This is a genomic window from Pseudoalteromonas sp. NFXS53 (genome assembly GCF_056629255.1).
On record NZ_JBWVBR010000019.1, the window covers coordinates 13,387 to 26,483 of the forward strand.

At 42.5% G+C, this 13,097-nt stretch carries 11 protein-coding genes; 4 read left to right on the forward strand and 7 right to left on the reverse strand.

Translation table 11 applies throughout. The features are described 5' to 3' along the window. The first annotated feature begins 55 nt into the window (after window positions 1–55). Complete coding sequence (locus AC1HJP_RS17530) at window positions 56–3,040, forward strand: ExeM/NucH family extracellular endonuclease (protein WP_480362867.1); 2,985 nt, start codon at window positions 56–58, stop codon at window positions 3,038–3,040. 52 nt (window positions 3,041–3,092) lie between these two features. Here the strand turns inward: AC1HJP_RS17530 and AC1HJP_RS17535 are convergent, their stop codons facing one another. From AC1HJP_RS17535 to ylqF, 5 genes are all read right to left on the reverse strand, one after another. After that, window positions 3,093–3,485 (reverse strand): hypothetical protein, encoded by a 393-nt coding sequence (locus AC1HJP_RS17535; protein WP_480362868.1) that lies wholly within the window; start codon window positions 3,483–3,485, stop codon window positions 3,093–3,095. 188 nt (window positions 3,486–3,673) lie between these two features. Then, the gene (gene fusA, locus AC1HJP_RS17540; RefSeq protein WP_480362869.1) at window positions 3,674–5,761 is read right to left on the reverse strand and encodes an elongation factor G; all 2,088 of its coding nucleotides are present in this window, start codon (window positions 5,759–5,761) and stop codon (window positions 3,674–3,676) included. A gap of 193 nt (window positions 5,762–5,954) precedes the next feature. Continuing rightward, on the reverse strand, window positions 5,955–6,743 hold the full coding sequence (locus AC1HJP_RS17545; RefSeq protein WP_480362870.1) for a TIGR00266 family protein: 789 nt from the start codon (window positions 6,741–6,743) through the stop codon (window positions 5,955–5,957). Between the two features lie 88 nt (window positions 6,744–6,831). Beyond that, the gene (locus AC1HJP_RS17550) at window positions 6,832–8,133 is read right to left on the reverse strand and encodes a GntP family permease (RefSeq protein ID WP_480362871.1); all 1,302 of its coding nucleotides are present in this window, start codon (window positions 8,131–8,133) and stop codon (window positions 6,832–6,834) included. A gap of 1,184 nt (window positions 8,134–9,317) precedes the next feature. Further along, a complete protein-coding gene (gene ylqF, locus AC1HJP_RS17555) occupies window positions 9,318–10,262 on the reverse strand; it encodes a ribosome biogenesis GTPase YlqF (protein WP_480362872.1) in 945 nt (314 codons plus the stop codon). A 152-nt stretch (window positions 10,263–10,414) separates the two neighbouring features. Here ylqF and AC1HJP_RS17560 point away from each other — a divergent pair, with 152 nt between their 5' ends. Both AC1HJP_RS17560 and AC1HJP_RS17565 read left to right on the forward strand, forming a co-directional pair. Continuing rightward, window positions 10,415–10,951 (forward strand): YaeQ family protein, encoded by a 537-nt coding sequence (locus AC1HJP_RS17560; RefSeq protein ID WP_480362873.1) that lies wholly within the window; start codon window positions 10,415–10,417, stop codon window positions 10,949–10,951. Between the two features lie 118 nt (window positions 10,952–11,069). Further along, on the forward strand, window positions 11,070–11,675 hold the full coding sequence (locus tag AC1HJP_RS17565) for an esterase/lipase family protein (protein WP_480362874.1): 606 nt from the start codon (window positions 11,070–11,072) through the stop codon (window positions 11,673–11,675). A 13-nt stretch (window positions 11,676–11,688) separates the two neighbouring features. Here AC1HJP_RS17565 and AC1HJP_RS17570 read toward each other — a convergent pair whose 3' ends face one another. After that, entirely contained in the window at window positions 11,689–11,898 is a 210-nt protein-coding gene (locus AC1HJP_RS17570) for a hypothetical protein (RefSeq protein ID WP_138477677.1), read from the reverse strand. 297 nt (window positions 11,899–12,195) lie between these two features. Between AC1HJP_RS17570 and AC1HJP_RS17575 the strand changes: the two genes are divergently transcribed. After that, window positions 12,196–12,669 (forward strand): Dps family protein, encoded by a 474-nt coding sequence (locus AC1HJP_RS17575; protein ID WP_390446248.1) that lies wholly within the window; start codon window positions 12,196–12,198, stop codon window positions 12,667–12,669. On the opposite strand, the gene AC1HJP_RS17580 is transcribed toward AC1HJP_RS17575, so the two are convergent. After that, on the reverse strand, window positions 12,637–13,062 hold the full coding sequence (locus AC1HJP_RS17580) for a hypothetical protein (protein ID WP_480362875.1): 426 nt from the start codon (window positions 13,060–13,062) through the stop codon (window positions 12,637–12,639). The genes AC1HJP_RS17575 and AC1HJP_RS17580 overlap by 33 nt on opposite strands. Between the last annotated feature and the right edge of the window lie 35 nt (window positions 13,063–13,097).

Genomic DNA, 13,097 nt, shown 5'->3' on the forward strand with positions numbered 1-13,097 from the left:
CCGCGTAGGCTAATGTCCCCATTTAGCTAATAATCAAAATATACACGGGAACAAAATGATTAAAACAAGCTTAAAACCCCTTGCTCTATTAGTGGCTGCCGCAACAGCTCCTGCGCAAGCAAATCTTATTATCTCTGAATATGTAGAAGGCAGTTCAAGCAATAAAGCTGTAGAGTTATACAACACTTCTGGTGCTGAACTCTCTCTTGACGGTTACACTATCTCTCTATACTCAAATGGTAACGGTGATCTAGCTTCACCTAATAACACCTTAGCTTTAACCGGCACACTCGCGGCAAACGCAACCTACGTTATTGTAAATAGCAGAGCAGTTGATGAATTAAAAGCAAAAGCCAATACAGAATCAACCATTACTTTTTTCAACGGTGATGATGCATTAGTACTTACTAAAGACGGTTCAATTGTTGATAGCTTTGGTCAGTTGGGCGTTGACCCTGGTTCAGCATGGGATGAGGGCGGTGTAACCACAGCCAACAAAACTCTGCGCCGTAAAGCAAGCATCACTTCAGGCCGCACAGATGCGACGTCTGCTTTCAACCCAAGTGAGCAGTGGGAGCAATTCGACCAAAATGACTTCTCTGGTATAGGTGCCCATGGTGCTACAGATGGTGGTGACGATGGTGATACACCTGAGCCAATTAAGCCGCTAGTATGTAACGACGCATACACTACGATTAATGCGATCCAAGGCAATGCTGACGAAAGCCCACTTAAAGACCAAGTGGTTATTATTGAAGCGGTCGTAACAGCTGACCTACAAACTGACGACCAACTAAAAGGCTTCTTTGTTCAGTCATTAGCAAAAGATGTTGATACAGACGCAAAGACCTCTGAAGGTATTTTTGTTTACTACTCAGAGTTAGATGTAAAAGTTGGTGACATTGTGCGCTTAGAAGGTACTGTGCAAGAGTATTACAGTGCGACGCAGATTGGCAATGTCACTCGTGCAGAAAGCTGTGGTACAGCTGATATCTCAGCAGCAGCACTTACTCTGCCTGTAGCCGCTTTAGATGATTTAGAAGCCTTTGAAGGCATGCTAGTTAGTATTGACCAACAGCTGTACGTAAATAACACATACGGTTTAGGCCGCTATGGTGAAGTTGCGCTTGGTACAGAGCGTCTTTATCAAGGTACGCAAGTTGCTCTTCCTGGTGATGCAGCTAATGCAGTAGAAGCACAAAATAAGTTAAAAGAAATTCTTCTAGATGATGGCTCTACAAAGCAAAATCTTGATCCTAAATACCCGCAAAATGGTTTAAGTGCATACAACAGCTTACGTTTAGGCGACACTGTAAATAGCGTAACCGGTGTTGTCGGCTACAGCTTCAACAAGTATCGTATTCATCCAACCGTTGATCTTGAGTTTGTAAACAGTAATGAGCGTACTGAAGCACCTGAGTTAAAAGGTGAAGGTGATCTACGTATTGCCAGCTTCAACGTATTAAACTACTTCAATGGTGATGGTGAAGGCGCTGGCTTCCCTACCCCTCGAGGTGCAGATAACGAAGATGAATTAATTCGCCAACAAGCTAAACTTGTTTCTGCTATCACAGCATTAAACGCTGATGTTATCGGTTTAATGGAAGTAGAGAACGATGGTTTTGGTGAACTGAGTGCAATTGACGATCTGGTCGCAGCAATTAATGCAGAATCAGACAGTGACTATGCGTTCGTTAACTTCAATGCAGAAAAGATTGGTACAGACGACATCACAACAGCGATCATTTATCGTAAAGACGTTGTTGAAGAAGCTGGTACGGCAAGCTTTACGACTGAAGCACCATTTGATTATAGCAACCGCCCACCAATTGCACAGAGCTTCAGAAAGCTGGATACGAATGAAGAGTTCACAGTTGCAGTAGCACACTTAAAATCTAAAGGCGGCTGCCGTAGTGCCGAAGGCGACAATGCTGATTTAGCCGATGGTCAAGGCTGTTGGAACGCAATCCGTACCGAAGGTGCGAATAAGTTCGCTGACTGGTTAATGACTTATCCAACAGGCAATGATGATGCAGATATCATTCTTGTTGGTGACATGAATGCGTATGCGATGGAAGATCCAATTAAAGCATTTGCAGACAAAGGCCTAGCAAATGTAATGAACCACGTTGACGGCGATAACTTCGGATACTCTTATACTTTCTCTGGCCGCCTAGGTAGCCTAGACCATGCTGTAGCATCTGCTAGCCTTCTAAAGAAAGTAACAGACGCAACTGATTGGCATATTAATGCTGATGAGCCAGCGGTATTTGACTATAACACTGAGTATAAGTCTGACACCCAGCTAGCAAATTACTATGCTGATCATGCATACCGCTCATCAGATCACGACCCTGTTGTTATCGAAATCAAGACGGTTGATGCCCGCCCTGTCATTACTACTGGTCAAACTTTCCAAATCGAAGAAAATGCTGAAATGGATAAGGAAATTGGCACATTAGAATTTACTGATGCCGATGCTGATCTATCACCAGTTACCAAGTTCATGATTGAAGGTACTGAGCTTGTGAAGATCAACGAGCAAGGTAAGTTAATGGTTGCAGGTGAACTAGATTACGAAGCGAATAGCGTAATCACATTCACAGTACAAGCAGAAGACTCAGCGGGTAATGTATCTGACAAGGTTGAGGTGACACTGAACATCCTTGATATTGATGATACCAGCCCAGTCATTGCTGCTAATCAAACTTTCCAAATCGAAGAAAACGCAGAGATGGATACAGAGATTGGTATGTTAGAGTTCAGTGATAACACTGCGGTAACTAAGCTGATGATTGAAGGCACTGAGCTTGTGAAGATCGACGAACAAGGTAAATTAATGGTCGCGGGTGAGCTTGATTTTGAAACGAATAGTGCAATCACATTCACAGTACAAGCTGAAGATGCTGCTGGTAACCAATCAGAAGCAGTCGAAGTGACGGTTAATGTCGTTGATATTGATGAAGACGACAGCGGTAGCTTAGCCTGGTTAAGCTTACTTGCGACACCGTTCGCTTTCTTACGTCGTCGCCGTAAATAGTAGGTATTAACAACATAAAAAAATGCGCCTTAGGGCGCATTTTTTATAAAAACTATAAAGCCAGTAAACGCTCTGCTTTTGACAACTCAGCCTCACTGACCTGCCAAGCGTAAAAACGGACCACACGATTATCTCGAGTTCTTACCTTCAACACATCCCCAAATAAGCTTGTGTGAGATGAAATTGATTCAATAGACTCTTGGTGAATATATTTCACTGTAAAACCAATACCATAACTGATACCCGCTTTATCAATGTGCACAAACAGCTTATTTTTTTGCTGAAGCGTTGCCACGATGACACTACATGAAACCAAAACTAAACCCAACCAATTGAGTAGTTGCAATGTCACTAGCTCAAAATTGACAAGTACTAAACAAGAAAGACCTAACGAGAAGCTAATTAGAAGCAATATTTTATTCGAATTTAAATCCACAGTGTGCACAACACGACTCCATTATACGTATCACAAAGCTGGTACTAAAATAGTTACACTATTTGAAGAATCGGCATAATACTTAGCCGATGTCCCTTTTTCAACTATGTTTTATACGAAAATAGAATGAGATATTGCGGGCATAAAAAAACCGCTTGTAAAACAAGCGGTTTTTAAAATCAGATAAAAAGGGCTAATTACTTAGCTGCTTTTTTCTCTTTCTCAGCTGCGATTACAGTGTCAGCAACGTTTTGCGGACATGGTGCGTAGTGAGAGAATTCCATTGAGAACTGACCACGACCAGACGTGATAGTACGTAGGTGACCAATGTATCCGAACATTTCAGATAGAGGTACTTCACCCTTGATACGAACGCCCATTGCGCCAGCTTCTTGGTCTTTGATCATACCACGACGACGGTTAAGGTCACCGATTACGTCACCTACGTTGTCATCTGGCGTGAATACGTCAACTTTCATGATAGGCTCAAGAAGTTGTGCACCCGCTTTAGGGATAGACTGACGGAATGCGCCTTTAGCTGCGATTTCGAACGCGATTGCTGATGAGTCAACTGCGTGGAAAGCACCGTCGAATAGCTCAACTTCAACGTCTAGTACTGGGAAGCCCGCTAGAACACCTTCTTGCATCATTGATGCAAAGCCTTTCTCAACTGCAGGCCAGAATTCTTTAGGAACGTTACCACCAACAACTGATGAAGAGAACGTGAAGCCTGAGTTAGGCTCGCCTGGCTTGATGCGGTAATCGATCTTACCGAACTGACCAGAACCACCAGACTGCTTCTTGTGCGTGTAGCTGTCTTCGATTTCTTGCGTGATAGTTTCACGGTAAGCAACCTGAGGCTGACCAACAACTAGCTCAACGCCGTAAGTACGCTTAAGGATGTCTACCTTGATGTCTAGGTGTAATTCACCCATACCTTTAAGGATAGTTTCACCTGAATCTTCGTCAGTCTCAACCTGGAATGACGGATCTTCTGCAACCATCTTACCGATCGCGATACCCATCTTCTCGTTACCACCTTTATCTTTAGGTGCAACAGCGATAGAGATTACCGGATCAGGGAAGATCATCGCTTCAAGTGTACATTCGTGCTTAGGATCACAAAGCGTGTGACCAGTTTGAACGTTCTTCATACCAACAACCGCGATGATGTCACCCGCTTGTGCTTCAGTCAGTTCGTTACGCTCGTCTGCTTGCATTTCAACCATACGGCCGATACGCTCTGTTTTACCAGTTGCAGAGTTAAGGATAGTGTCACCTTTCTTCATACGACCAGAGTAGATACGGATGAACGTAAGTGCACCGAAACGGTCGTCCATGATTTTGAACGCAAGCGCTTTTAGTGGCTCTTCTGCAGAAACAGTTGCTACTTCACCAGTAGGCTCACCTGTGTCTTTGTCAGTTAGAGGCTGTGGATCAACTTCAGTTGGAGACGGTAAGTAGTCAACAACTGCGTCTAGTACTAGCTGCATACCTTTGTTTTTGAATGCAGAGCCACAGAAAGTTGGGAAGAAAGCAAGGTCACGTGTACCTTTACGGATACAAGCTTTGATTTGCTCTAGTGAAGGCTCTTCACCTTCCATGTACGCTTCCATTAGGTCGTCGTCTTGCTCAACTGCAGACTCAACTAGCATCTCATGGTATTCTTCAACTTTGTCTACCATATCAGCTGGAACATCAGTGATTTCGTAGTTTTCAGGAAGGCCTGTCTCGTCCCAGATGTATGCTTTCTTAGTAAGTACATCTACAACACCAGTGAACTGGTCTTCGATACCGATTGGAAGAGTCATAACTAGTGGGTTAGCACCAAGTACTTTCTCAACCTGACCTACTACGCGGTAGAAGTCAGCACCCATACGGTCTAGTTTGTTTACGAAGATACAACGTGCAACTTCTGATTCGTTCGCATAACGCCAGTTAGTTTCTGACTGTGGCTCAACACCACCAGAACCACAGAATACACCGATACCGCCATCAAGTACTTTAAGTGAACGGTATACTTCAACTGTGAAGTCAACGTGTCCAGGAGTATCGATAACGTTTAAACGGTGGCCTTTCCACTCACAAGTTACAGCTGCTGATTGGATTGTAATACCACGCTCAGCTTCCTGTTCCATGAAGTCAGTAGTTGACTCACCGTCGTGAACCTCACCAGTTTTGTGAATTTTACCAGTAAGCTTTAGGATACGCTCAGTGGTGGTAGTTTTACCCGCATCAACGTGCGCGAAAATACCAATGTTTCTGTATTTCGATAAATCTGCCATTGTTTTACTCTATTTAAAGTAGAAAATTATTCGGCGGGAGTATATCACCTCTTTCGGTGAACATCATCCTAGATATCGTCTAAAATGCAGACAATTTGCTAAAAATTGATTTTTCTTGAAAAGAATTATGCCTCACTCAATACATTTAAATCGAATGAGGCCGAAAAGCGCTTAAATAAAAGGGTTTCTAAGGTTAGTCGCCATCAATTATGTCGCCAATTGAACCAAGTACTGAGCCTTCACCTTGACGGCTACCACCTTGGCTTGGTGCATGTTGGATCACTCTGTCAGCCAATCTAGAGAAAGGTAAACTCTGGATCCAGACGGTGCCAGTGCCCGATAAAGTGGCTAAAAATAGCCCTTCACCACCAAAGAACATACTTTTTAGACCACTGACGCGCTCAATATCAAACTCAATCCCTTCACTAAAACCGACCACACAACCTGTATCTAATTTCAATGTGTCATTATTAAGTTGTTTTTTGATGACCGTACCGCCTGCATGCGCGAATGCCATGCCATCACCTTGTAAATGCTCAAGAATGAAGCCTTCGCCACCAAAAAAACCTGCGCCAAGTTTACGTTGAAATGCGATGTCGACTTTGGTGCCTAAAGCTGCACACAGAAAAGAGTCTTTTTGCAAATAAACAGAGCCGCCAAGCTCAGCCATATCTAAAGGTATGATGGAACCTGGGAAAGGCGCTGCAAATGCGACACGCTTTTTGCCATGTCCACTATTCGTAAAGTGCGTCATAAACAGAGATTCACCACTGATCATCCGCTTACCAGCACTGAATAGCTTACTCATAAAACCCTGTTCTGGCTCTGAGCCGTCTCCCATTTTGGCTTCAAACTCAATGTCGCTTTCCATATAATTCATTGCGCCGGCTTCGGCAATCACAGTCTCATTTGGGTCTAATTCGACTTCGACCATCTGCATTGACTCGCCGATTATTTCATAATCAATTTCATGACATCGCATTATGTAATCCTTCTATATTGAACATGATTGTGACTGTTATCTTGCGCCTAAAGAGATCGCTTTTAACAGTCTAAAATTGTAAGCAAAGTTAAAAAACAATGAATAACCCTAAGATCAACGCCAAGCCAATTAACGGCACAACCACAGTAAGCATAGCTAAAGGCCAGTAAGCGTCTTGGTGCTTTTCTCCACAAATCGCACGTATGGTTGTCACCACATAGCCATTGTGTGGCAAGGTATCTATGGCACCTGAGCTTATTGCCACTACTCGGTGTAATTCGTCAGCTTCTACCCCTAAGTCCATATAATGCGGTGCCACCAAAGGTAAAGCGATGGCCTGCCCACCAGATGCAGAGCCGGTTAAACCCGCAATCACACTCACCGCAATCGCAGCACCAATCAGTTCATGCCCAGGGATCTGGGTCATCATAACCACAGCATCTTGAAATGCAGGAGTCAGCTTAGCCACTGCGCCAAAGCCAACAACAGCTGCCGTATTACCTATTGCAACTAAAGCGCCTGTTGTTGCTTGATTCACCGCAGCTTCAATATTAATAAAGTATTTAAAGTTAATAATAAGCAGGCTGATCACCCCACCAAGTAAAGCCACAATTAAGGCATTTTGCTGTAGTGTTTCATGTAAGGTAAAAGACAGCGCCAGAACGACCAACAAAGGGATCACGCCAGTGATTGGGCTTGGCAACTTACACCGTGTTGCTTCAGGGTCATTCTCTCGCGCTTCAAACTGTTCCCCGTTTGTCACGGCACGTTTAATCATATACTGCAGTAATACATACCCGAGCCCAGCCATGAATATGGCAATGATCAAACTCTCTTGCCACGCTGCGTAAGGAGAAGTGCCTAGATATTTAATCGGGATCCAATTTTGAATCTCAGGAGAACCTGCCGATGTCATGGTAAAAGTAACTGAGCCAAACGCCAATGCTGCAGGAATAAAGCGACGTGGCAAGTTTGCATCTTTAAATAGGCTGAGTGCCATGGGGTAAACCGAAAATGCCACAATGAAAACACTCACTCCACCATACGTGAGCAAAGCACAAGCAAGTACAACGGCCAGCACCGCATACTTCATACCTAGCTTGTTAACAATATAGCGAGCAACGGCATCTGCCGCGCCACTGTCTTCCATCAATTTACCAAACAAAGAGCCCAGCAAGAACATCAAAAACCAAGCTTGTACAAAGCCTGCAAAACCACTCATGTAGCCCGATACAAAGCTTGCCTGATCACCTATTTGGAATAAAGGTATGCCGCTCGAGAGCGCCACAACCACAGCGCACAAAGGGGCAGAAATAAATAAGTTAACGCCCCTGAGCGTCAATACAATTAAAGTAATAAGGGCAAGTGCTAGACCCATTGAACTCAACATAGTGTCACCTGTTCATTTTTATTTTTATTCTACAGATAACTACAAGTTAGGAGATTTAGTCGAAAAAGTACACAACACAGTAAGTGAAGCGTATTCTCAATCTCGCACAAAACTAAATGAGAATTATTTTCAAATAAACATTGACTCTTTTTTAAATCTAACTGATAATCAATCTCAACAAGACGACAGCACGCTACACAATCTTGTTTCTCGACCCAGAATACGTGATGCATACACGCTAAAATTGCAGGCCAAGAACTCAAATTAACACGCCCCTGTTTTTGCTGAGTTGGCGGCCAAACTTATTTTACTTGCTACATTGCTCATATCGGTGACGGTAGATATGAAAAGTCAAAAAGCCCTTAATAGGGCTTTTTTTATGCCTAAATTTTATGTTTCCATTAGATAAGATCTAAATGAGAATTATTTTCAAATAATTATTGACACACGTATAAATCTAACTAATAATCAATCTCAACAAGACACGCTACTGAATCTTGTTTCTCGACCCAGAATTCGTGATGCACACACGTTAACAGCATTGGCCAATAACACTTTTTAACGCGCCCCTTGTTATCCAGTGTTGGCGGCCAAACCCATTTTACTTGCTACATTGCTCATATCGGTGACGGTAGATATGAAAAGTCAAAAAGCCCTTAACTGGGCTTTTTTTATGCCTGCAATTCCCGAATTTAGCCACCCAAAAATAAATGAGAACTATTTTCAAAAAGACTATTGACACACCTGCAAATCTAACTGATAATCAATCTCAACAAAGCGAGATTGACGGCTTACTTTGTTAAACCAATCGCATAAATGCCAGAGCGGTTATTGCGCTTGCTAACCATTTTTGGGGAATGCTGTAATAACAAGAAGAAAAATTTGCAATATAGTTATTCTATATAAAAAGTTTTCGACGAAGTTAGAACAGTATTTAGCTCGCAAGAATGATCGAGCATTTATTAAGATTGGTGAACTTTACTCTAATTTGTTTCTCGACCCGAAACACGTGTTGCCACGTTAAAGCCATGGTAGGGAGTGAGATATCGCAACGCCCCTCGCGATATCTTCACTTTTCACCAAGCACATTTTACTTGCTACATTGCTCATATCGGTGACGGTAGATATGAAACACAAAAAGCCCAGAACGGGCTTTTTTTATGTCTGCAATATATGAAGGGACTTTAGCGACGGTTCTTACGCGCTCTTGCTCTGCGTAGTTTTTTCTCTTCTTCTTTTGCGGCTTTTTTCGCTTCCGCTGCAGCGCGCAGCTCAGCAACCATGATTTCTTCTTCATCACGCATCGCAGGTGTTTCCATGGTGATGCGACCAATAATGGCATCGCGCAATTCATTGATTAAGATTTCAGACATCTTATGGGTATCAACTTGGTTGCCACCGCGGATACAACCACGCTTACGGCCCGCCATTTCGACGAACTCCCAATCTTGCTCGGGTAATTCATCAATTTTATAACGTGACTTTAATAACTCAGGGTAAGCAGTTAACAAGTATTCAGCGGTAAAGCTGGCGACTTCTTCGTAGTTCATCGCCGTGTCTTTTACTGCACCAGTCGCCGCTAGACGATAACCCGAATTTTCATTTTCAACTTTCGGCCATAGCATGCCAGGTGTGTCATACAGCATGATGCCATCTTCTAGACGAATACGCTGTTGAGATTTGGTCACCGCAGGTTCATTACCAGTTTTCGCCACGATACGACCCGCAAGGTGGTTAATTAAAGTTGACTTGCCTACATTAGGGATACCCATGATCATGGCTTTTAACTGCTTATCTGAACCCACTTTATGTGGGGCAAGCTTTTTACAAAGTTCGTTTACCTTAGCAACTTCGGCACCTTTATCATGACCAAACGCAATGGCTTTTACACCACTTTCTTGTTCAAAATAGTCCATCCATTGCTTGGTAAGCTCAGGGTCAGCCAAGTCTGCTTTGTTCATAATTTTGATGACCGGCTTATCACCTCGAAGCGCAGACACCATTGGGTTTTCACTGCTATACGGGATCCTCGCATCTAAAACTTCGATAATCACATCCATCTGCGGCATGATCTCTTTAATCTCATTGCGAGCCTTGTTCATATGCCCAGGAAACCACTGAATGGCCATACTTGCGCTCCTAAATTGTGTTCGACAAAAATTGATTGCGCTATTTTACGCAAAAATCAGCAAAAACACTAAACAACCTCGTTGATAAAATCGTATTTAAACGCACTTGCTCATGTATACTGCTGCCATTCTTATTAGCATGAACGAAGATAATGGCTTTAAAATCGACCATCATCAAAGCGCAACTCGCTTTGAGCGATATGGATAAACACGTATACGAAACTCTCTCTCTAACGGTGGCGCAACACCCATCTGAAAATGAACAGCGCTTGATGATCCGCATTTTGGCATTTGCGCTTCATTACCAAGAACGCTTGGAATTCACCAAAGGTCTATGTGCTGATGATGAGCCTGAAGTTTGGTTAAAAAACTATAATGAAGAGATTGAGCTTTGGATAGAGCTAGGTCTACCAGATGAAAAGCGCGTTAAGAAAGCCTGTAATCGTGCAAAAGATGTGGTGCTATATTGTTATGGCGAAAACAACCAAGAGATTTGGTGGCAAAAGAGTCAGCCTAAGCTATATGGCCACGATAATTTATCGGTTATCAGTTTACCGTATGAAGCAACCTCACAACTTGCGACGATGGCAAAACGTGGCATGAATTTGACCGTGACAGTGCAAGATGGTGAAATTTGGGTAAGCGATGAAGAACAAAGTGTGCACATTATCCCTACCATCTGGAAATAGTGATCATCATTGGTAAAACTTAAACTTTATTGGTTTTCAACGATTAATTAAGCGCTGGCTCAGTTTCACTTGTTAGAGTAATCTCAACGAAACAGGGAAGGCTTAAATTGGAGGCACAATGGCAATACATAAAATCATCGTTTTGCATGGGCTTTATATGTCTGGCTTCGTGATGCAGCCATTGTGCAATAAGCTTAAGAAACACCAATTTGAAATTTTAAATCTTACTTACAATACCCTAAGCCCTGATAAATCAGAGATCTTCTCTCAAATCGATGACTTTATTGGCAATGATAGCGCTGCGCTAGTTTGCCACTCAATGGGCGGATTAATCGCGCGCGCCTATTTAGATAACCACTCAGCAACCAGTGAGCAGGTTGAGAAAGTCATCACGTTAGGCACCCCCCACAAAGGCAGCATGTTTGCCAAACAGATGCATGAAAAAGGGCTCGATGTTTTTTTAAAAAACAGTGTGGAGTTTTTGGTCTCAGACAACGAAGATTGGCCTTACAAGGCAAGGCTTTACAGCATTGCTGGTGATTTACCTTTGGGACTGATGCCTATCTTACAAAAAGGCAGTAGCTCTGATGGCACAGTATTATTGGAAGAAACAAAACTACAGGGTATGGCAGAACACAAAGTATTTCATGTTAGCCATACCAGTATGATTTATTCACGCAAAGTCACCGACTATGTACTGTCACTTCTAACTGATTCTGAATGACTTAAGTACTTGCTTAGTGATCGCCTTTTTCTGCAATTTTATAAGCCACAAATGCGATAATACCTGTGATCAGTGGGATTGGTGCTGCAATATACCCAAATGCATCTGAGTTTGCGAAACTCGCACCTGCTAAATGACCAACAAGACCGACGACAAATGCCAGTAGCGCGATAACGACAACGGTGATTTCTGCTTTATGTTGAGATTGTGTTTTTAGTTCCATGATGACACCCATTGATTTTTGTCTGTTTACAGAGTCATTATGCGCGTCATGCCTGTGCAACTATTGACCTAAATCAAGTTCTATTTCTGGTATTTATACCCCCTATCACCAACTTGTTATAGATCAATTTTCAGGTCAAAAAGCAAACAAACCAGCTAATGTTGGCAAGCTTTATTCCATAGATTAATAACACCTAATCAATCGCTTTTTTGAATTGCAGTTATTGTTTTATCCCGTTAGACCAATCAAAGCACATACCCCATACTTACTCCCATGCAAACAACGGGAGTAAATAACATGACACAGTTCAGCGATATCGGTTTATCAACACAAGCAAGTGAAGACCTAGCAGTAAAACTAAATGGCTTATTAAGTAATTATCAAATTCAATACATGAATGCGCGTGGTTTTCATTGGAATATCAAAGGCAAAAACTTTTTTGAACTGCACCTAAAGTTTGAAGAGATTTATGACCAATTATTGTTAAAAGTAGATGAGCTAGCGGAACGTATCTTAACCATAGGTGGCCAGCCACTGCATGCATTTAGCGATTATCTTGAGCGTGCTGAAATTCAAGAAGCGAAAAACATCACAGAGGGTAATGAAGCGGTGACAACACTACTGAATGGTTTCACGCTATTACTAAAACAGCAACGCGAAATTTTAGGTGTGGCAAGTGACGCTGAAGATGAGGGTACAGCCGCTTTAATGAGCGACTATATTAAAGAACAAGAAAAGCTAGTGTGGATGCTCAAAGCTTATTTGGGATAGTTCTGATAAAGGCTTAATATGCTCAGGCTTAGCACTCATATAAGCCTTCTCATCGGGGTAAAAACAGATCTCTGTTTTTGCCCCTTGCCACAACTGCTTCAATAAATGCTCAGCGATTGGATTCACACCAATATAATCGACCCATTTATATCCTCGTTGCTTTACCCCTTCGAAATATTCTTTAGTTGCCTCTAAGCTATCCGAGGTACTCATTTCAAATTCAGATAAATTCAGTACAGCACTGTCACAAGGTATTGGCTCTGACATAACACGCTTAATCATATCATTTTGAAAATCAATCACCCCTTCGCGATTGAACCCGCCTTTCAACGCAATATAAATCGTCGCATTTTCAATATGAACACGCCATAAACCGTGTGCTTTAAACTTCATCTTTACCCCTATTAAAACAGGACTGTTAAAGTCAC